The 19950-nt window shown below is 41.5% G+C and carries 18 protein-coding genes; 10 read left to right on the top strand and 8 right to left on the bottom strand.

Annotation, left to right across the window (positions count from 1 at the left end; genetic code table 11):
- Nucleotides 1-177: 177 nt before the first annotated feature.
- Entirely contained in the window at nt 178-846 is a 669-nt protein-coding gene (locus tag CDG62_RS17265; protein ID WP_087526993.1) for an HAD-IIIA family hydrolase, read from the top strand.
- Between the two features lie 251 nt (nt 847-1097).
- Here CDG62_RS17265 and CDG62_RS17260 read toward each other — a convergent pair whose 3' ends face one another.
- A complete protein-coding gene (locus CDG62_RS17260) occupies nt 1098-1775 on the bottom strand; it encodes a DUF1345 domain-containing protein (protein ID WP_087526992.1) in 678 nt (225 codons plus the stop codon).
- A gap of 299 nt (nt 1776-2074) precedes the next feature.
- Nucleotides 2075-2974, bottom strand: a complete 900-nt coding sequence (gene hcaR / locus CDG62_RS17255; RefSeq protein ID WP_087526991.1) for a DNA-binding transcriptional regulator HcaR — start codon at nt 2972-2974, stop codon at nt 2075-2077.
- 319 nt (nt 2975-3293) lie between these two features.
- Here hcaR and CDG62_RS17250 point away from each other — a divergent pair, with 319 nt between their 5' ends.
- The 3 genes from CDG62_RS17250 to katG all read left to right on the top strand — a co-directional run bounded on the left by CDG62_RS17250 (nt 3294) and on the right by katG (nt 7988).
- Nucleotides 3294-4232 (top strand): cation diffusion facilitator family transporter, encoded by a 939-nt coding sequence (locus CDG62_RS17250; protein ID WP_087526990.1) that lies wholly within the window; start codon nt 3294-3296, stop codon nt 4230-4232.
- Nucleotides 4233-4302: 70 nt separating this feature from the next.
- The gene (locus tag CDG62_RS17245) at nt 4303-5358 is read left to right on the top strand and encodes an MBL fold metallo-hydrolase (RefSeq protein ID WP_087526989.1); all 1056 of its coding nucleotides are present in this window, start codon (nt 4303-4305) and stop codon (nt 5356-5358) included.
- 437 nt (nt 5359-5795) lie between these two features.
- Nucleotides 5796-7988 carry a catalase/peroxidase HPI gene (katG, locus tag CDG62_RS17240; protein WP_087526988.1) on the top strand — a complete coding sequence of 731 codons (2193 nt, stop codon included), beginning with the start codon at nt 5796-5798 and terminating at the stop codon, nt 7986-7988.
- Nucleotides 7989-8295: 307 nt separating this feature from the next.
- Here katG and CDG62_RS17235 read toward each other — a convergent pair.
- Nucleotides 8296-9386 (bottom strand): IS4-like element ISAba1 family transposase gene (locus CDG62_RS17235; protein WP_085940648.1). Its coding sequence is split into 2 segments (ribosomal slippage): nt 8296-8846 and nt 8846-9386, totalling 1092 coding nucleotides; the frame shifts between segments, so codons are not numbered across the junction.
- Between the two features lie 103 nt (nt 9387-9489).
- Here CDG62_RS17235 and CDG62_RS17230 point away from each other — a divergent pair.
- The gene (locus CDG62_RS17230) at nt 9490-10374 is read left to right on the top strand and encodes a hypothetical protein (RefSeq protein WP_162904044.1); all 885 of its coding nucleotides are present in this window, start codon (nt 9490-9492) and stop codon (nt 10372-10374) included.
- Nucleotides 10375-10422: 48 nt separating this feature from the next.
- Here the strand turns inward: CDG62_RS17230 and CDG62_RS17225 are convergent, their stop codons facing one another.
- Nucleotides 10423-11031 carry a TetR/AcrR family transcriptional regulator gene (locus CDG62_RS17225; protein WP_087527692.1) on the bottom strand — a complete coding sequence of 203 codons (609 nt, stop codon included), beginning with the start codon at nt 11029-11031 and terminating at the stop codon, nt 10423-10425.
- A 78-nt stretch (nt 11032-11109) separates the two neighbouring features.
- Here CDG62_RS17225 and CDG62_RS17220 point away from each other — a divergent pair, with 78 nt between their 5' ends.
- Complete coding sequence (locus CDG62_RS17220; protein ID WP_087527691.1) at nt 11110-12762, top strand: acyl-CoA dehydrogenase family protein; 1653 nt, start codon at nt 11110-11112, stop codon at nt 12760-12762.
- 6 nt (nt 12763-12768) lie between these two features.
- Here the strand turns inward: CDG62_RS17220 and CDG62_RS17215 are convergent, their stop codons facing one another.
- Both CDG62_RS17215 and CDG62_RS17210 read right to left on the bottom strand, forming a co-directional pair.
- Nucleotides 12769-13905: a DUF389 domain-containing protein gene (locus tag CDG62_RS17215; protein ID WP_087527690.1), complete on the bottom strand. Its 1137-nt coding sequence runs from the start codon at nt 13903-13905 to the stop codon at nt 12769-12771.
- A 280-nt stretch (nt 13906-14185) separates the two neighbouring features.
- Nucleotides 14186-14638, bottom strand: coding sequence for an Lrp/AsnC family transcriptional regulator (locus tag CDG62_RS17210; RefSeq protein ID WP_010325833.1), 453 nt, complete (start codon nt 14636-14638; stop codon nt 14186-14188).
- Between the two features lie 151 nt (nt 14639-14789).
- Between CDG62_RS17210 and CDG62_RS17205 the strand changes: the two genes are divergently transcribed.
- Together CDG62_RS17205 and CDG62_RS17200 are read left to right on the top strand one after the other, a co-directional pair.
- A complete protein-coding gene (locus CDG62_RS17205) occupies nt 14790-15404 on the top strand; it encodes a LysE family translocator (protein WP_087527689.1) in 615 nt (204 codons plus the stop codon).
- 184 nt (nt 15405-15588) lie between these two features.
- Entirely contained in the window at nt 15589-15777 is a 189-nt protein-coding gene (locus CDG62_RS17200; RefSeq protein WP_087527688.1) for a hypothetical protein, read from the top strand.
- Nucleotides 15778-15783: 6 nt separating this feature from the next.
- On the opposite strand, the gene ptsP is transcribed toward CDG62_RS17200, so the two are convergent.
- Together ptsP and CDG62_RS17190 are read right to left on the bottom strand one after the other, a co-directional pair.
- Complete coding sequence (gene ptsP, locus CDG62_RS17195) at nt 15784-18081, bottom strand: phosphoenolpyruvate--protein phosphotransferase (protein ID WP_087527687.1); 2298 nt, start codon at nt 18079-18081, stop codon at nt 15784-15786.
- Between the two features lie 81 nt (nt 18082-18162).
- Complete coding sequence (locus CDG62_RS17190) at nt 18163-18645, bottom strand: RNA pyrophosphohydrolase (RefSeq protein WP_004692547.1); 483 nt, start codon at nt 18643-18645, stop codon at nt 18163-18165.
- 182 nt (nt 18646-18827) lie between these two features.
- Here CDG62_RS17190 and CDG62_RS17185 point away from each other — a divergent pair, with 182 nt between their 5' ends.
- Together CDG62_RS17185 and CDG62_RS17180 are read left to right on the top strand one after the other, a co-directional pair.
- Nucleotides 18828-19478 (top strand): HAD family hydrolase, encoded by a 651-nt coding sequence (locus CDG62_RS17185; protein WP_087527686.1) that lies wholly within the window; start codon nt 18828-18830, stop codon nt 19476-19478.
- Between the two features lie 216 nt (nt 19479-19694).
- A complete protein-coding gene (locus CDG62_RS17180) occupies nt 19695-19940 on the top strand; it encodes a DUF2789 family protein (RefSeq protein ID WP_004978928.1) in 246 nt (81 codons plus the stop codon).
- The last annotated feature ends 10 nt before the right edge of the window (nt 19941-19950 follow it).

Genomic DNA, 19950 nt, shown 5'->3' with positions numbered 1-19950 from the left:
TTCAAAAATGAAGGGTAGCGAAAATCTTTTGTTGAGCTGATGGAACAGCCTGAACGTAGTTGAAGCATTGCTTTAAAGCGAAGTGAAAGTCAGCTCAACGGCGACATCCTTGCCGCCATCGTGTCGCAAATGCATTGTGTAAATTGTTTGTATAAAAGTAAATATTGGAACCCCAGCATGAACAAACCTGTAGAACTGATTATCTTTGATTGGGATGGGACTTTATTTGATTCAGTGGGGCAAATTGTGGCGAGTTTACTGTTTGCCGCGCAGCAATTTGCACAACCTTTAACTGCTGATGCAGCAAAAAGTATTATTGGTTTAGGTTTGCCAGAAGTCGCGCAGCGATTATTTCCTCAAGTGCCTGAGCTACATACTGAGATTTTGCAATGCTATGCCGAGCATTATGTGGCGAACTCGAAAGGTGATGTCTGGTTCGACGGCGTGGCCGATATGTTGAATGAATTACGTGAAGCGGGTTTGCAGTTGGCTGTGGCGACAGGTAAAAGTCGTAAAGGGTTAGATCGAGTATTAGCACAAACACAGAGCCAAGCACTATTTGTGACAACGCGTGCTGCCAGTGAAACTAAATCTAAACCGCATCCTTTGATGTTGGAAGAAATTTTAGCTGAAACGGGTGTGTCTGCGGAACGCGCGATTATGGTCGGTGATACCAGTTATGACCTAGAAATGGCACGTAATATTGCCATGCCAAGAATCGGGGTAAGTTATGGGGTGCATACTCCTGAAACGCTCAGACAATATCAACCTTTAGCCATCGCGGATGATGTGCCGAGCTTGCAGCAGCAGTTATTGCAATATGTTGACCTTAAACAAGTGATTTAACTTGAGTCGTCTAAATATATAGCCTGTGGAAGGTGGCTAGAGTGAGCCTGACTGTTGTGGGCGATCATCTTCAACGCTTTTGTCTTCAGTATGTTTTAAGGCTGATGAACGGTTGATTTAATTGTTGGGTTTATGATTTGGAAAAGCTCTTTCATTGGGAGCTTTTTTTGTCGAAAGGACTTCAGTCATCGTTTTTATATTGAATGGTTGTCATTTGAGAGGATGACCAAGAAATGAAAAAAATAAGACGTTTAAAGCGTGATAAAACCCGCCGCGACATTGATGCTAATGGCGAGAATAGAGGTGTTAAAACCATAAGCTAAAATAATGTGCAGAATATTGAGAATACGCATCGAACGCGAGGTAATGGAAACATCCGCGGTTTGTGCGGAAGTGCCAATCACATAACTAAAATATAAAAAGTCGGGATAGGTTGGTTGAGCCGTTTTGGGAAAGTCTAAGCCTGCATCTTGTTGGTCTGCGAGGGCCAGATAATAATCATGCGCATAATGAATGGCAAACACGGTATGCATAAAGAACCATGCACTAATAATGGTGAGTAAGGACAGAGCCAAATGCCCATATTTGATGGTTGGGTCATCTGGGAGGTGAGTCAATTCCAATACAATCGCAATTAAGCACATGAGCAAAGTCAGGATGACCAACAGTAGAATGATCCATTTACTGGCATCTTGCTGTTGTGCATGTTGCAGAATGTGCTGATGGTCAACAGACCACAGGGTGGTCATGGTTTTAACTAAATAACTTGAGACAGCAATGTTCCAACTGATCAATAAATTAGTCGACCAAGACCAGTCGGTAAATGTATTCAGCAGCGTATAAAAAACAGCAGTCAGCAAAAAACTAATGAAAAAGAAGGGGCGAAATTTCATTGCTGTTTTTAAACGCTGCAAAGTGGGTATCGGCATAATTTTCTCCTTCTCTATTTTATTATTTTTTCGTGCAGCTAAAGTCACAAGATCTACTTCAGTACCAGTCTGTGTTCTGACTTCAGTTGTGGGGAACCTGACAAGAGCTAGTTTTTATTAGCCTATCCTAGCTTAAACAGAATGCAAAATGAAAAAGCGAGATGTCATCGACATCGCTAAAAAAAGGGTGGAAATCTACTTTTTATGCAGAGGAATGGTTTATGATCAAGGCGCGTGGCTATTTATTCAGAAAATAGTAGCGCGCCGAATGGGATACATCATTGGGACTCACTGCGGATTTATTCGCGGTTAATATCCAAATAAAATACCCGAGTCAGTAATTCTAAAAATCTAGTCACAGCCAGTGAACTGTTATTTTTACGGTAGTTCGCATATAGATCCAAATACGGCAGCTCAACCTCAAGTGGACGAATTACCGTGTTATTCATGCTAAGTGGTGCAATGTAACTAGGTAAAATTGTACAGCCAAGCCCCAAGCCAATCGAGTTGATATTGAATAGGATGTTGTCTGCTTTTTGCACAATGTTAAGTTCAATATTGTGAGCTTTGGCAAATTCCAAAATGGTCTGGTGCAAAGTCTGTGACTGCTCAGTTGCGGGAATAATAAAATCAATGCCATTTAACGCTTTAACAGGAATTCGCTCATATTTGGCCAAAGGATGATCTTGTGGCAACAGGAAAATGAGTGGTTCACGCAGTACAAACTGGCTTTCGATTTCATCACTATGGACATTATTTCGTGTAAAGCTAATGTCCAATTCACCTTTTTTCAGCAAACGCAGTTGCTCAGTATTGTTCATACTGAACAACTCAATTTTTAACTCTGGGTTTTGTACTCTTAAATTGGGCAGCACATAAGGAAAGATTTTCATTTCCGCAACAGGAACAAAACCAATGCGGAGCATCTGCTGTTTGGCTTGTGACACTTGGCGTGCCATAGCGACTGCTTTGTCTGCCTGAGCTAGAGTGAGACGTGCTTGTTCAAGGAAAACAGCGCCTTCTTCCGTGAGTTCAACTTTTCGCTTGGTTCGATACAATAACTGCACACCGACATCCTCTTCAAGGTCTTTGATTTGCTGACTTAATGAGGGTTGAGCGGTATAAAGTTTCAGTGCTGCTTTACTAAAGTTCAGTTCTTCAGCAACAGTAATGAAATAGCGAAGGTGTCTAAGTTCCATATAAATAACCCACTGACTAATCCAAAAAATGTCTTACCATGACTGCCATAAAGTATAATCGATAAACAATGATACCGTGAAGATGATTCAATTATTTAGAAAATAAATGATCTTGGATTGAGTCTTAAGGCTTTTTTAATACGAAATAGCTTTTTTAATAATTGCTAAAAGGTATTAATTTAATACTAAAAATAGTTCATACCAATCCCCTGAAAATCAGGGGAGATGCACTACATAAAAATACAATTGCGTTTTGCTAAAATTGGATATGATAAAAACATAAATATAATTTAATTGAACATATGGGCTAAAAATCGATATGGCAGATCCAAATAAACTGGTGGTCTATGCCGCGCTGTTGGGTAATTTAGCCATTGCGCTGGTAAAGTTTATTGCGGCTTATCTGACCAACAGCTCTGCCATGTTGAGTGAGGCGATTCACTCTGTTGTGGATACCTTAAACGAAATTCTACTGTTATATGGACTGAAGAAGTCAAATAAACCTGCCAACTTTAACCATCCTTTTGGCTACGGGCGAGAACTGTATTTTTGGGCCTTCATTGTATCTCTCATGGTTTTTGCTTTAGGGGCATTGGTGTCTATGTACAATGGGATCATGCACATTTTGCATCCTGAACCTATTCTAAACCCGACCATCAATTATGTTGTGCTCGGCTTTGCATTTGTAAGTGAAGGTATTTCATGGTGTGTTGCTCTGAAAGTGTTTCGTAAGGCGAAAGGTCAGCAAGGTTATTTTGAGGCCTTTCGTCGCAGTAAAGACCCCACCACGTTTACCGTTCTGTTTGAAGACTCTGCTGCATTGATTGGTCTGCTGATTGCCTTTTTGGGTATTTATTTGGCACATCGTTTAAATATGCCTGCACTGGATGGCGTGGCGTCTATTCTGATTGGGCTGGTTCTGGCGGTGTCCGCTTTTCTGCTGGCACGAGAAACCAAAGGTTTGCTGCTCGGTGAGACCGCAGACTTGCATGTACGGCAAAATATTTTAAAAATTGCCCAAGACGATGAAGGCGTACTATCGGCCAATGGCTTACTGACTGAGCAAATGGGTGCCAAACAGGTTTTGGCTTCATTGAGCGTGGAGTTTGAAGATCACCTCACTACCGATGAGATAGAAGCCTGTGTCAATCGAATTGAAGCAAAAATTAAACAAAATCATCCTGAAATTGTGGCACTCTTTGTTAAGCCACAATCAAAAAAAGTGTGGTTAGAGCGAATGCAAGGACGCTTGGAATAGGTTAAGGTAGAGGTCAGTTTTCAAAACTGGTCCTGTTACTGGTGTATTGCAATAAAGATAACGACGTTAAATGAAGCCAAAATCAACTGAACTCCATTACCAAATTCCGACTGAAAATACCATGTCCCATACATGGCGACAGCCCGAATTTCAGTTCCTACACTCCGACCATTATAACGGGACTCGCTTTGTCAATTTGGTTCGTCGACCTGAGGGCCGTAGCCGAGGCGACTTACTGAAATGGTTGATTAAGCGTAAATCATCGACATGGAATGTGGACTTAGAACAAGAATATGCACACTTTCATGCCGATAAAAAAAGCTTGCCGCAAGATCGGCCCCATGCCGATTTAAAGGATTGGCAGGTGTGGTTTGTGGGGCATGCCACAGTATTACTTCAAATTGGGCCCTATAATTTATTGACCGATCCTGTGTGGGCTGAACATGTCAGTCCGAAGCAAGGGCGGGGACCTCGCCGTGTTATGCCTGCTGGCATTGCCTTGGAAGATTTACCGACCATCCATGCGGTGCTGCTGAGCCACAACCACTATGACCATATGGATATTGCCAGTCTGAACTGGTTGTATGAACGTTTCGCCATGCCCATTTATACGGGTTTGGGCAATGGATGGTATTTACCCAAGCATTTACAAGTGTTGGAAATGGATTGGTGGCAGTCAGCACGCTTGCATGATTTGAAACTGGTCTATACCCCAGCACAGCATGGTTCTGGACGTGGACTACGCGACCAAAACCGTGCGTTATGGGGCGGGTTTAGTATTCACTGTGGTGCTGACTATGCTTATTTTGCTGGGGATACGGGTTATTCACCGCACTTTAAAGAGCTGCATCAACGTTTTGGCGCACCGCGAATTGCGTTACTGCCGATAGGGGCGTATGAACCGCGTGAGCTCATGCGCTATATGCATATGAATCCGCAAGATGCCTTTCAAGCACATAAAGACCTGCATGCCAAATGCTCGATGGCCATTCACTATCGCACCTTTCAGCTGACTGATGAAAGCCGTGAGCAACCTGAGATGGATTTGAAAGTGGCGATGAAAAATAGTTCGAAGCTGATGAATCCGTTTGTCTGCTTAAGAGAAGGTCGACGTTTAAGCGTGTAATGGGCGCTTTATGTGTAAGATCAGGTGATGGCTGGGGCAAAAACAGTCATCACCGAGATCATAATGACATTACTAAAATATCTTTCAAAAAAAATCTAAAAACCGAAAGTATGCCTTTTTTCTTGTTTGATTTTCACTCAATCTGAGCCACACTGATTGCTGGTAGGAATCGTCTAAGTTTTAAACGATAAACTCAATTGAAAATGTCCATTAACCTCGCATAAAAAGCTTTTCCTGCTATTGTTTTTTCGTCGGATCTTATCTTGTTGAAAAGCTAAAATTCTTTCTTTCTTAAATGTTTAAATAGAGGAATCCGATTGTTTTTATTCGTAAAACTCGCTTTAGATTGTCATCAAAAGGGGCTATGTTAGAACAGTAATAATTACTTTAAACGGTTCATGATAATCATAATTTGATGATCAAATTTGGAGCTCGATATGACACAGAATATGCAAGCATCAGGTTGTCCATTTCACCAGAAAGACGGTGGACAAACGAGTTTAGCCAGCACCAATAATTCTGATTGGTGGCCCAATGCGCTCAATCTAGACATCCTGTCGCAACACGATAAAAAAACCAACCCGATGGATCCTGATTTTGACTATGCAGCTGCATTCAAATCATTAGATCTAGAAGCGGTGAAACAAGACCTACGTGAACTCATCAACAGCAGCCAAGAATGGTGGCCATCTGACTATGGTAGCTACATTGGGATGTTTGTACGTACCGCATGGCACTTGGCGGGTTCTTACCGTAAACAAGATGGACGTGGCGGTGCCAACACTGGTAACCAACGTTTTGCCCCCCTCAACAGTTGGCCTGATAACGTCAACACCGATAAAGGCCGTCGCTTACTCTGGCCAGTCAAACGTAAATATGGCAATAAAATTTCATGGGGCGATTTAATCGTTCTCGCAGGGACCGTAGCTTATGAAGAGGCAGGTCTAAAAACCTTTGGTTTTGGTGGTGGTCGTCTAGATATTTGGGCACCCGAAAAAGACATTTACTGGGGTGAAGAGCGCCAATGGCTGGCACCAACAGCAAATCGTTATGCCAATGACCAAGACCGTAAATCGCTTGAAAATCCATTAGCTGCGGTACAAATGGGCTTAATCTACGTCAATCCAGAAGGGGTTGATGGTGTTCAAGATCCATTACGGACTGCACAAGACATGCGTGTCACTTTTGACCGTATGGGAATGGATGATGAAGAAACCGTGGCATTGACTGCGGGTGGTCATACCGTAGGGAAAGCCCACGGGAATGGTAAAGCTGAAAACTTAGGGGCAGATGTCGAAAGCGCTGACGTGGAGTTTCAAGGTCTTGGTTGGCATAACTCCGAAGGCACAGGCAATGGTGCGAACACCATGGTCAGTGGTTTAGAAGGGGCTTGGACGACTCACCCAACCAAATGGGATAACGAATTTTTCTATCTGCTGTTTACGTATGAATGGGAAAAAACCACCAGTCCTGCGGGTGCGAAACAATGGGAGCCGATTAACATCAAAGAAGAAGACAAACCTGTTGATGCGCATAACCCAAATGTACGCCGTAACCCAATGATGACTGATGCTGATATGGCATTAAAAATAGACCCTGAATACCGCAAAATCTCAGAGCGGTTCTATAAAGACCCAGCTTATTTGGCAGAAGTGTTTGCGCGTGCTTGGTATAAGCTGACGCACCGTGATATGGGACCAAAATCCCGCTACTTAGGTGCAGATGTTCCGAGTGAAGACCTGATTTGGCAAGACCCAATTCCATCGGTCGATTATGTTTTGTCTGAAGCTGAAATAGAAGAGTCAAAAGCGAAACTGCTGAATAGTGGTTTAACTTCGGTTGAATTGATCAATACTGCTTGGGACAGTGCGCGTACTTTCCGTGGTTCAGACTACCGTGGTGGCGCCAATGGGGCGCGTATCCGTCTTGCGCCACAAAAAGACTGGGTGGGTAATGAGCCAGAGCGTTTAGCCAAAGTTTTGGCGAAACTTGAAGAAATTCAGGCAGGTCTTGCGAAAAAAGTCAGTATTGCGGACTTGATTGTACTAGGTGGAACGGCAGCTGTTGAAAAAGCGGCGCATGCTGCGGGTGTGAATATCAAAGTTCCGTTCCTCGCAGGACGAGGCGATGCGACTCAAGAGCAAACAGATGTGTATTCTTTTGAAGACTTATTGCCTAAGCATGATGGTTTCCGTAACTGGGTCAAAGAAGATTACAGCGTACAACCTGAAGAAATGTTGTTAGACCGTGCACAATTACTCGGTTTGACTGCGCCAGAAATGACGGTTCTAGTCGGTGGTATGCGTGTACTCGGCACAAACTATGCAGGTACACCAGAAGGTGTGTTGACAGATCGCGTAGGGGTACTGAGTAATGATTTCTTTGTGAACTTAACCGACATGAAATACAACTGGAAACCTGTGGATAAAAACCGTTATGAAATCGTGGAGCGTGCGACAGGGGCAACCAAATGGACGGCAACACGTGTAGACTTGGTCTTTGGTTCGAACTCGATTTTACGTTCATATGCGGAAGTTTATGCGCAAGATGATAATAAAGAGAAGTTTGTAAAAGACTTTGTTGCCGCTTGGGTGAAAGTAATGAATGCAGACCGTTTTGATGTGAAGTAGGTTGATTGAAATAAAAAACTGCCCATAAGGGCGGTTTTTTATTATACTAAAAGTGTTAATTAAAAATTTTATTGAAAATCATGTGTATAATTTTTCTATTAACGCTTTTAGTTAAGGTTTTGGAATGTATGTATTAAGATGAAGACTTATTTTAGGCTCTATAATTCGGAGGATAAAACTAAAATAGAATCATCATTGTTTGATCTAATTTCTGGTGATAAAGAAACTAAACAAACAAAAGGTTTGGCATATGTACTAGCAAAAAATCAATATTTTTTAAATAAACTTACTCTGTACACGACAAATTTCACAGAACCCTTATCCTATCAGGATTCTGCTTTCTTAAAATTGCCAAAATTTCCTTAAACTCTTCTTTTTTCCCAAAACCAATTAAACGCTGAATCGCCATTTGAACATAGTCTAAACCATAGCGAAATAAACTCATTGAGAGTCGTCCATGCTTCTTTATTTTTATCGCTTTTTTTTGATTATGTTGCCATTCACCCGTTAAGTAACACCAACAGAAGCTTATAGCTAACACCGCAATCAATTTTTTCACTCGTCTAGGGTCTGTCAAGCGCGTATTTTCAAGATTAAACCCGCGTCCTTTGAGACAACTGAATAAGGTTTCAATTTCCCAGCGTAATGCATAATCCTGAATAGCATTGGCATTAAACTGAGGAGAAACGACGAGTAAAAGCTCTCCATTTTCTAACTGTAGTGCACTTATATATAGTTTCACCCGACCAACCAAAATCCGTCGTTTACGACATTCAATTTGACCAACTTTAAGATGGCGAAATAAATCACTAATTTTATGATTCTTTCCTAAATGATTGGTGACAATGAAGTTTTTTTAACACGAATGCAGAAGTTGATGTCTTGTTCAATTAACCATGTAAACCACTGCTCACCGATAAACTCTCTGTCTGCGAACACATTCACAATACGGTCTTTACCAAAAATGGCTATAAAGCGTTGAATCAAAGCAATACGCTCTTTCGTATCTGAATTTCCACGTTTATTAAGCAATGTCCAAAGGATAGGTATCGCTATTCCACGATAAACGATTGCGAGCATCAGGATATTAATATTTCGTTTTCCCCATTTCCAATTGGTTCTATCTAAAGTCAGTTGCACTTGGTCGAATGAAAACATATTGAAAATCAACTGAGAAATTTGACGATAATCAAAATACTGACCTGCAAAGAAGCGCTGCATACGTCGATAAAATGATTGTGGTAAACACTTGATGGGCAAGGCTTTAGATGCAGAAGAAAGATTACATGTTTGCTTTAAAATAATCACAAGCATGATGAGCGCAAAGCACTTTAAATGTGACTTGTTCCATTTTAGAGATTTGTTTAAGATAAGATATAACTCATTGAGATGTGTCATAGTATTCGTCGTTAGAAAACAATTATTGTGACATTATTTCAATGAGTTATCTATTTTTGTCGTGTACAGAGATAAACTTATTAAGTATGTTGTGAAAAGAAGTGTGCCAGAATTGATTTCCAAAATAAATAAAGCCTCATCTATTATAGTAGAAGCAGAAAGAATTTTAACAGATGGTAAAAGAGCAGATGTATTAATTCGGATTAAGGTTGAAGATAAACCATTTCTTGCTATTTTAATAGAAGCTAAAAGTATTTCAGCTAACCATAATGCAAGGGCTATAGATGCTCAGATTATTCACTATTTGAAGAATGAAAAAGATAATATTTTAAAAGGTTATCAATGTGTAGGTGTTTTACTTACAAAATATATAAAATTAAGTCGTGATAAAAATATTTTAAATATCTCATGGAACCAAATAATTAACTTGTGTTTAGAAGATAAAAAACTATTTAATAAAGATATAGTTTTAAAACAATATATAGATTTTTTAATAAACGGGGAGAAAAGTATGAAATTTTATGAAGAGGAAGTATTATCAATTCCCGCAGGAAAAACTATAGATTTAATAAAAAAACATCATATTTATGTATGCCCTAATAGTAATGACTATTCTTATAAAGATGCATTATTTATGGCATTCCGTGCATCTGGTGGTGGTCAGATGGAGAAATTATATAAAGTTGATGAAACCATAATCCTAAATCTTAGTGATACATTGCAAGAATTAGAAAATTTTGATTTAGATGTAGCTATTATTGAGCGTATTCGTTGCTATGTTAATGATCATTTTGTCATACATGAAAAAGATGGACGCATAAAAGTAGATGAGATGCGAGTATATATTCTGTCTCAACATGAAACTATTGATTTACCATTAAATCCACGTCCTGAAAAATCCAATTCTAAGCATACTTACTATACCCTCAAAGAAATGCTTACAATGGAAATTTTGCCCGCAAAAAGTCTATTGAAAAAGAAAGTATAGATAAAAAATTTTAAAGTAATATGGAATTAAAATAAAATTAGCTTGGAGTTAGCTCATTAAGAAAAAAATAATCTCTTTATTTAAATCCTCCCACTCCCCAAATTCAGGCTCGACCAGTAAAGTCTGCGACACAAAGCCATAACATATCCGCTGTACATTTAAACTCAATTGCTGGAGTTGCTTTGCATCATCAACATAAGGCTCAAGGATACTGCGCCACATTTGCACCATCATTTCATAACTCTTTCGATAGCTTTCAATATTCGACACCTGTCGTTCCAGCAAAAAAGTCTGCGCCCAGAGAAACTGTCGAGTCTGAATCTGTTTGAGCTGAAAGTGAATAATTTGTTGTAAATAGTCTTCAAAAGTTAATTTTGTGGATAACTTCATCAGGCTTTGTGCATAACTTTTTAGTTGCTCTGCATTAGTTTTCACATGCTGGTGAATGGTCAATGCAACCAAATCTTCCTTCTTGGAAAAGTACTCATAAAAGGTACCTAAACCAACACCGGCCACGTCGGTAATTTCCCGAATGGTGATTTCGTGCGCATGACGCTCATGCAAAAGCCGAACAAAACTTTCTTGCAAAGCTTCTTGGGTGAGTTTAGCTCGCGACTGGCGCGGTCTACGACGGACTTGGATCTCAGGATTCTTCATAGCACAAAGCTGAACATGTCAGACTCAATTTTTCTCTATACTGAAATGAAAAGCACAGCATAACAAGAGCAAAGTGATATGAATACGGCATGGATGACCCATCAAATCAGCAATCAGTTTGATGAACTGGAAAATTACAATCTGTTTGAAACTGATATCGTTTTAAAAGAAATTCTCACTCGTTATGGCAGTCAGGATCAGGCAAAACTTACAGAGTTGGGCAAAGTCGTTGGTTCAGCAGAATATTATAACTATGCCGATCTGGCCAATAGGCATACACCTATTTTACACGCCTTCGATGCTCGGGGACGCCGTAAAGACTGTATCGAGTTTCACCCTGCATGGCATAAATGGATGGGGTTAAATCGTCAGTTCGATACCCATGCGCATCCGTTTAATCACCCCAATTCATCCTCAAAATGGATCGAGTGGGCCGCGCGTTTTTATTTGGCAGGGCAGGTGGAATGCGGAAACTTGTGCCCAAACTCGATGACCTTAGGCAGTATTCCACTGATTCAACGTGAGCCTGAACTGTGGGCCAAAATCGGCGATAAGTTACTTTCGACCGAATACGATGAACGTGATATACCCATCAGCCAAAAAAAATCAATTTGGTTGGGCATGGGCATGACAGAGAAACAAGGCGGTTCGGATGTACGTGCCAATGAAACCATTGCAGTACCTGTCGCAGAGTCGGGGCGCGGTCAAGCCTACTTGCTCACAGGGCATAAATGGTTTTTTTCTGCACCGATGTGTGATGCGCATTTGGTGGTGGCAAAGACGGAACAAGATGGTTTGGCCTGTTTCTTTGTGCCACGTTGGCTAGAGGATGGCAGCAAGAATCCAATTCATGTGCAACGCTTAAAAGACAAAGTGGGCAACCGTAGCAACTCCAGTTCCGAAGTTGAATTTAAAGATGCGTGGGGCATTATGATTGGGGAAGCGGGACGTGGTATTCCCACCATTATTGAAATGGCGAATTACACCCGTCTGACCTGTTCTGTGGGCAGTACTGCCATGCTTAGGCAAGCCTTGGTGCAATGTATTGCTTATACCCGTCAGCGCAAAGCTTTTGGCAAACACTTAGCACAGCAGCCTTTGATGCAAGCCGTATTGGTAGATTTAGCTTTAGAAACGGAAGCGGCGATGCAACTCAGTTTCCATCTTGCACATTGCTATGAAACGGATGATGCACTGTCTGTGGCATGGAAACGCATTATGACCCCAGCGTCGAAGTTCTGGATATGTAAACGTGCGGTTGAGCTGACAGGGGAAATGATGGAGGTTTTTGGCGGCAATGGCTATGTCGACAACGGCATCATGGCACGTATTTTTAAAGAAGCGCCAGTCAATACCATTTGGGAAGGTTCAGGTAATGTCATGTGCTTGGATGTATTACGGGCCATCAGCCGTGATGTAGAGTCAATTGAAATCCTGTTTCAAGATTTGGCTGCCACGGCTATGCAAGATGAACATTTAAAGCAAGAGCTACAAAATCTACTTCACTTGTTTCAGCAGACACCAGAAGAGCTGCAATTTATGGGGCGCAGTTTGGTCAGCCGTTTAGTGATTTTGGCTCAAGCAGTCCTACTGAAACGACATGCACCAGACTATGTGGCTGATGGCTTTATTCAAAGCCGTTATAGTCCATTTCATGGTCGGGTTGTTGGTATGCTTGAGATGAAACAACCCGACGTAGAACGACTACTGCATAGAGCATTTGCGGTTTAAGGCCTGTTATTGTACTGAAAGCTTTTGCGCCTCACCTTGTTCGAGTTTGACATTGGGGCTGTCTTCAGCCTGAATAATATCAATGGGAATAAAGCGGACTTGGACGATACTTGGGTTATCGTTCATGTCTGGTAACAGCTTCTGATTGAGTGCTGCAATTTGTATTGGGCTAGGCGGGATATCGCCACGAAGCGAGACGCGAATGAGTGTAAAGCTTTCTCGCGGGTCAAACTGAACAGTATCAATAATATTATTGTTATGGTTAAACTCCTCTGCAATTTTCGCTTCAGTACTGCTTTGGTATAGACGCGAATTCAGCATGCCATAGAAGTTAAATGATAAATAAATTCCCAAAAGAGCAAGTACAATTAAACTGACAAAGTTTCTTTTAAGAAATTCTTTGACATTACTTTGAACTTCTTGCGTTGATCCTCGTCTAAAACCTGCAATCCAAAGCACTAAAGATGAACTGATTTGGATGGCGATAATATTGGTTAGGGCAAGTAAAAAAGCATTGGCTGAATTTTTCCACTCCATATGGGCAAATAAAATACCACTTGCAACCAATGGCGGAACCAAGGCAGTCGCAACGGCCACACCCACTACTGCTACGGAAAGTCTAGGAGATACAGAGGCAAATGCACCTGCTGCACCACCAGCTAAAGCAATCATCAAATCTAAAATGGTTGGTTTGGTTCGAGCTAAGATTTCATTGGTCATCGGTAAGTCATAGTTGAGTAAGCCTAAAATGACCCCGATGCTATAAATCATAATTACGCCAAGCACTAAAGTGGATAGTGCTGTTTTAAACAATAACCAACGATTGTCAATTAAAGCGAGGGCAATACCTGCAATGGGTCCGAGCATCATTGCAACTAGCATGGCGCCAATCACCACTGCAGCGGAGTTGGAGAGTAAGCCATAGCCTGCAATAACGGCAGCCAGTGCATTCATAATAAAAAAGGTTTTACTTGGCAGAGCGTCGGCTTGGATATTCAGTCGAACTTTTTGATGGTCAATTTTTTTTGAGTTCTCTCGCATGGCCTGTTTGTAGCGAATTTTTTCTTTTAGAAACTCATACTTTTCTTGATCTGGTGTATCTTTGACCACAATGGTTGCGTCTTTGTCTTTTTCTAGTGGCATGGTGATGCTCTTATTTTGTATGTGATTAAGACTTAATTTAGCGCTTTTATAGGGGGAAGCAAACAAATAAATGGTGAGAAATAATATGATTTACATTTAAATTCAAAACAGGTTCTAGTCACGTTCTTTTTATTGAGACGCTGCTTATCGATCTTACAGAACATTATGGAGTAACAAAGATTTTTAGTTCACCGCAGTACAGATCTGCTTGAAATTTCGCTGTCATCTATAAAAAGACAGATCGATTGCAGATGTTTAGCTAATTTTAGAGCGTGTTGTTTTAGAACAAGACGCTACGATTGGAAATAATGTTTTTCATTACCATGGTAGAGATGAGGCGCTGTACATTCGGCAGTGCTGACAAGTGCTCATCATAGAGTTTTTGATAACTTTCCAAGTCATAGGTCACGACATGTAGCAAGTAGTCAGGGTCACCAAAAAGTCGCTGCGCTTTCACAATTTGAGGCACCTTAAGAATCGCTTCTTCAAGACTCTGCACCGAATCTTTATCGCCATTTTTGAGCGTCACAAAAACAATGGTGGAGAAATTCAAGCCGAGCTGGGAAATATCTAACTGTGCGCGATAGCCTTTGATAATACCTGCATCTTCTAAAGCTTTAACTCTGCGATGACAAGGGGAAAGGCTAAGTCCCACCTTATGGGCCAGTTCTGTAACAGATAAACGACCATCGGCTTGCAGTTCAGCAAGAATCTTCTTATCAATTTTATCCATGTGGAAGAATCTCCCCTTTTTAGGCGTTATTAAACAAATATTTGAAAGCACATTTTAGAGCCTAAAGGATATCCTTTCGAAATTATTTAATACAGATCATTTCTTGATTGGGTTAAACCTCAAAAACGAGGATAGATAAGAGAGGAAAGGGATGTCGCTGAATATTTTGATTGCATTTTGGGGTGTTTCGATCCTGTTTGTGATGACCCCAGGCATAGATTGGGCCTATGCTATTTCATCGGGGATACAGGGTAAAAGAGTCTTGCCAGCAGTAACTGGTTTATTAACTGGGCATTTGATGGCGGCATTGATTGTTGCGGCAGGTGTAGGCACATTGGTGACCAGTCAGCCCGTATTGCTTCAAGTGCTTACGGGTGTTGGGGCTGTTTATTTACTGTGGATGGGGTTGAACCTTTCGATGCATCCTGCGCGTATTAGCAGTGATCAGGTTACTATTACATCTTCAAAGTCATGGTACATTCGAGGGGTTTACTTGAGTGGCTTAAACCCGAAAGTCTTGCTGTTATTTTTGGCTTTATTGCCGCCCTTTATCGACCCGCAAGCGACTTTGTCTCCCACGTCTCAAATTGTTTTATTGGCGGGGATTCACCTTATGAGTTGTGCGGCTGTTTATTTTTTGGTGGGATTTAGTGCGCAAAAAGTTTTGGGCACACGTCCGCAGGCAGCTAGGGTGGTCAGTCGAGTGTCAGGGATATTGATGATATTGATTGCGATGATTTTATTGTTAGAACAGTTTTATGTCTAAACGATATTTTAAGTATATGGAGCGAAGTTAATACAAAATAGAGCATGCTTTGACCTGTAATTGAATTGAAAAATAGCAAATGGGCTGGGTACACGCCTAGCTAAAACCGCTTGTAATCTGATCTAAAAGGCGTAAAATTTCTACCACATCATCAGCGAGATGATCGAATCCACAAGGTGAAAAAATGGCAAAGAAGAAAGCTGAGCCAAAAGTTGTGATTCACAACTTCGTGGCTAAACACATGCATGAAGTCAACCAAAGTCAAGTCTTTGTAGACCGAAAGAAAAATGCAAAACGAGGCTATGATAAGCATAAAAAAGGGAGATATTCAGATGATTATCTCCCTTTTTTAATGCGCCTTCTTTGGGTTTAAAGGCCTCTAAGCTGTCACGATACGTGTTGCTGATTTGACCATGTCGGCCAAACCATGGGTTTTAAAATAATATTCCATCTGACTTTTCACAATGAGTGGGTTGCTCATTTTTAAGGCACGCTCTAACAATTCGACCGCATCTGGCATTGGGACATGACAAATGGCTTTGCGTACACGCAGAATGTTGCTTGAACTCATTGATAGGGTATTGAAGCCCATTGCCATCAATAAGATCGCAGACAAAGGATCGCCCGCCATTTCCCCACAAATACTGACTGGTTTGTTGTACTTATGACATTCTTTGACTAAGCGGGTGAGCGCACGTAAAACCGCGGGGTGAAAATGTGAATAGACATTGGCAACACGTGGATTATTACGGTCAACGGCCAGTAAGTATTGTGTCAAGTCGTTTGAGCCCACCGAGAAAAAGTCAACCAACTCTGCAAACTCTTCAATCTGTAATAAGACACTTGGTACTTCGACCATGATCCCGATTTTTGGTTTGGTGATTTTGACCTGTTCTTCTTCTTGTACTGCGACCCAATCACGCTCCAGTAAGTACAGCGCTTCTTCTACTTCACTGACACTAGTCACCATCGGTAGTAAAATGTGTAGGTTGTTGAGACCAATACTGGCTTTGAGCATGGCACGAATTTGTGAAGAAAAAATTTCAGGGTGGTCGAGCGTAAAGCGAATGCCGCGCCAGCCCAGTGCGGAGTTTTCTTCCTCAATGGAGAAATAAGGTAAGTCTTTATCGGCGCCAATATCGAGTGTACGCATCACCACGGGTTTGTTGGCGAAGTGGCTCAACTGCTGACGATAGATCGCACGCTGTTCTTCTTCACCTGGGAAGCGGTCACGGAGCATAAATGGAATTTCGGAGCGATATAGACCAACACCTTTGGCTCCGCGTTGTACACCACGCACCACATCAATCATTAGACCAGTATTGACAAACAGTTTGACTGCGACACCATCAGGAGTGATGGCGTCTTTGGTTTCATACTGTTTTAAATCTTTGGCTATTTGTTCTTCTTCTTTTTGAATTTCTTTATAGCGACTACGTAAACGACGAGGTGGATTAATAAACACACGTCCTTGGTGCGCATCGACGATCATTTCCACATCATCAAGGGTATTAATCGGTAGTTCGGTCACACCGACCACGGTTGGAATACCGAGTGCGCGCGCCACAATCACCATATGTGAGTTCATGGCGCCTTCGGTGGTTACGATGGCTGCAATTTTGTCGACTGGCAGTTCAACCAAAGCTGCGGTTGAAATTTCTTCCCCAATCAGAATACTTTCATCGGTAAGTTCACGGTGACTCGAATCCGCTTCTTGCAAATAGGCCAAAATACGTCGACCTAAATCTTTTAAATCTGCCGCACGTTCACGTAAGTAGTCATCTTCCATTTGTTCAAACAGATCAATATGGTTATCAATGACGATACGTACTGCACCTTGTGCCCAGTTACCTTCGCGAATTTGCTCTTTAATTTCCGCTGGTAGTGCATTTTCATCCAACATGCGTAAGAACACGCTAAACAGGGCACGTTCTTCAGCCATAAGGGCGTCTTGCATCTTGTCATCAAGTGATTTGATTTCATCACGCACTGAGGTCAGGGCACGATCCAGTAGGGCTAATTCTTCACTGATATCATCGGCTTCACGGTCAGGGACAGCGGCCAAATCTGCAGGGGGATAGAGAATAACGGCACGACCCAATGCAATCCCGCCTGAACCAGGGACCCCTTGGAAGGTTTTGTAGGCAGGTAAATTGCTGGGTTTACGAAATACATCGATATTGCCCACCGCATGCGCATGTGCAATGACCCCAGAAAGCTGAGCACAGAGCGTGACGAGGAAGGATTCCGCAGCTTCACTAAAGTCTTGCGACTCTTTGTTTTGTACCACGAGCACGCCCATGACTTTCCGACGGTACATAACAGGTACACCAAGGAACGAGTTATAAATTTCCTCACCGGTTTCAGGTAAGTACATAAAACGTTCATGTTTCGGTGCATTGTCAAGGTTGACGATTTCTTCACGTTGCCCCACCAGTCCGACCAAGCCTTCACTGGTATGCAGTGAAACATGGCCGACTGAATCAGGATTCAAACCTTTCGATGCCATCAACAAATAGCGTTGATTGCGTTCGTCGAGTAAATAGATGGAGCACACGTCAACATGCATGGCTTCTGCCACATGGTTGACCATAATGTCGAGCGATTCATGCAAACTGGTAGACGCATTGATTTCTTGTACAATACGTCGAAGGGTATCCAGTTGCATATTCGACATCGCGTCTACTCCAAAAATAATGTGCGTCCAACTTATTTATAACAAGAGATCCTTAAAAAATCTGTAGGACGTCTAGATTTTTTAAGGCTTTTTTTGAGGGAGCTGATTGCACAGCTCCACCATCGCTTTGCGGTATACATCGCGTTTAAAATTTACAACTTGCCCCAGCGGGTACCAATAACTGACCCACTGCCATTGGTCAAACTCAGGCGGATCAGACAAATTCAAACGAATGTTCTGAGCGGGAGCAGTGAGTTTGAGTAAAAACCACTTTTGTTTTTGTCCAATACATACGGGATCAGAATCTGTACGAATGTATCGGTGCGGCAAACGATAACGCAGCCAACCTTTAGTTTGCGCTACAATTTGGACGTGTTCGGGCAGTAAGCCAACTTCTTCTCTCAGCTCACGATAAAGTGCCTGTTCAGGGGTTTCTCCATATTGGATACCTCCTTGTGGAAATTGCCAAGCATTGTGTCCAATGCGTTTTGCCCATAAAACTTGTCCAAACTCGTTTGCCAAAATGATCCCGACATTGGGTCGGAAACCTTCCGAATCGATCATTTGGCTACCTAAATATTGTGTAATTTATGACTTTGCGATCGGGGATTTTTATTTCTATATCCAACTCGAAAAAAGCAAAGTTTAAAAATGTTAAAATTGCTATGATCTTAACGAATTTCTATCGACTAGCGGAGATAGATTTACAATTTTTTTCTTAAATTTCAGTTTTTACGAGTATTTTCATGAAATTGGCGCTATTTGATCTCGATCACACCTTGTTAAACACCGATTCAGATCATTCTTGGGGAGAGTTTTTGGTGAATGAAGGCTTGGTCGACCCAGTTCGCCATCGCGCCATGAACGATAAATTTTATGAAGACTACAAAGCAGGGCAGCTCGACCCGATTGCCTATAATGAATTTGTGTTTGAATTTTTAACTCAACATGACAATGCTTATCTCACTGAACTACATGAACTGTTCATGCACAAAGTGATTCGCCCGCAAATGCGCCCCGAAGGTTTTGCAGCCATTGAAAAGCACCGCGATGCTGGACATGCCTTGGTCGGCATTACAGCGACTTCGGATTTTATTACGGCTCCGATTTTTCGTGAATTTGGGATTACGGAAATTATTGCCACCAATGCAGAAGTGGTCGATGGTAAATACACGGGTAAAGTGATCAACATTCCATGCTATCAAAAAGGCAAATTGGCGCGTTTAGACTTATGGTTGGATGGACGTGATGTCAGCGAGTCTTGGGCGTATTCAGATTCCATCAATGATCGCTTTTTACTTGAATATGCTGACCATGCCATTGCAGTCAATCCAGATGATCGCTTGGAAGTCTTAGCAAAAGAACAGGGTTGGGATATTCAAGACTGGTCCATTTAATTATTTATCTTTTGATATTGAAAAGGCTACTTTCGGGTAGTCTTTTTTATTGCAAAGACATTGAGTCGGTCAATTTTTTTGAAAGTAAACCTATTGATAAAATATTGCGGTAATGGGACGACAAATCATAGAAAACTAACTAAATATGCTATGTTAGAACTTGGCTAAAGCTATTTTGACTATGTAAAAAATTAGAACAGTATCGTGGAGAATAACATGAGTGTACGACCAAGAATGACCCATTTGTTTGAGCAACTCGGTTTAGATGCGAGTGAAGAGGCCATCGCTTTATTCATTGTAACGCATCAGCTCAACGCACAAACCACGATTGTTGACGCAGAGTATTGGACTGAAGCGCAACGTCAGTTTTTGGCAGAAAAAATTAAATCGGATGGTGAGTGGGCCATTATTGTAGATCAGTTGAACGAATCCCTGCATGAAGATTCACTGATTCAAAAATAAACTGAGTTTA

The sequence above is a fragment of the Acinetobacter sp. WCHA55 genome (assembly GCF_002165305.2).
GTDB lineage: Bacteria > Pseudomonadota > Gammaproteobacteria > Pseudomonadales > Moraxellaceae > Acinetobacter.
The sequence above is the reverse complement of the archived record's forward strand: the minus strand, read 5'-3'. Positions and strand labels throughout refer to the sequence as shown.

What these genes read in the sequence shown, in the direction of transcription:
- CDG62_RS17180 (WP_004978928.1), top strand. Translation starts at nt 19,695, where the DNA reads ATGAGTGTACGACCAAGAATGACCCATTTGTTTGAGCAACTCGGTTTA.
- CDG62_RS17215 (WP_087527690.1), bottom strand. Translation starts at nt 13,905, where the DNA reads ATGCCACTAGAAAAAGACAAAGACGCAACCATTGTGGTCAAAGATACA.
- katG (WP_087526988.1), top strand. Translation starts at nt 5,796, where the DNA reads ATGACACAGAATATGCAAGCATCAGGTTGTCCATTTCACCAGAAAGAC.
- ptsP (WP_087527687.1), bottom strand. Translation starts at nt 18,081, where the DNA reads ATGTCGAATATGCAACTGGATACCCTTCGACGTATTGTACAAGAAATC.
- CDG62_RS17225 (WP_087527692.1), bottom strand. Translation starts at nt 11,031, where the DNA reads ATGAAGAATCCTGAGATCCAAGTCCGTCGTAGACCGCGCCAGTCGCGA.
- CDG62_RS17250 (WP_087526990.1), top strand. Translation starts at nt 3,294, where the DNA reads ATGGCAGATCCAAATAAACTGGTGGTCTATGCCGCGCTGTTGGGTAAT.
- CDG62_RS17200 (WP_087527688.1), top strand. Translation starts at nt 15,589, where the DNA reads ATGGCAAAGAAGAAAGCTGAGCCAAAAGTTGTGATTCACAACTTCGTG.
- CDG62_RS17220 (WP_087527691.1), top strand. Translation starts at nt 11,110, where the DNA reads ATGAATACGGCATGGATGACCCATCAAATCAGCAATCAGTTTGATGAA.
- CDG62_RS17210 (WP_010325833.1), bottom strand. Translation starts at nt 14,638, where the DNA reads ATGGATAAAATTGATAAGAAGATTCTTGCTGAACTGCAAGCCGATGGT.
- CDG62_RS17245 (WP_087526989.1), top strand. Translation starts at nt 4,303, where the DNA reads ATGAAGCCAAAATCAACTGAACTCCATTACCAAATTCCGACTGAAAAT.
- hcaR (WP_087526991.1), bottom strand. Translation starts at nt 2,974, where the DNA reads ATGGAACTTAGACACCTTCGCTATTTCATTACTGTTGCTGAAGAACTG.
- CDG62_RS17185 (WP_087527686.1), top strand. Translation starts at nt 18,828, where the DNA reads ATGAAATTGGCGCTATTTGATCTCGATCACACCTTGTTAAACACCGAT.
- CDG62_RS17260 (WP_087526992.1), bottom strand. Translation starts at nt 1,775, where the DNA reads ATGCCGATACCCACTTTGCAGCGTTTAAAAACAGCAATGAAATTTCGC.
- CDG62_RS17190 (WP_004692547.1), bottom strand. Translation starts at nt 18,645, where the DNA reads ATGATCGATTCGGAAGGTTTCCGACCCAATGTCGGGATCATTTTGGCA.
- CDG62_RS17205 (WP_087527689.1), top strand. Translation starts at nt 14,790, where the DNA reads ATGTCGCTGAATATTTTGATTGCATTTTGGGGTGTTTCGATCCTGTTT.
- CDG62_RS17265 (WP_087526993.1), top strand. Translation starts at nt 178, where the DNA reads ATGAACAAACCTGTAGAACTGATTATCTTTGATTGGGATGGGACTTTA.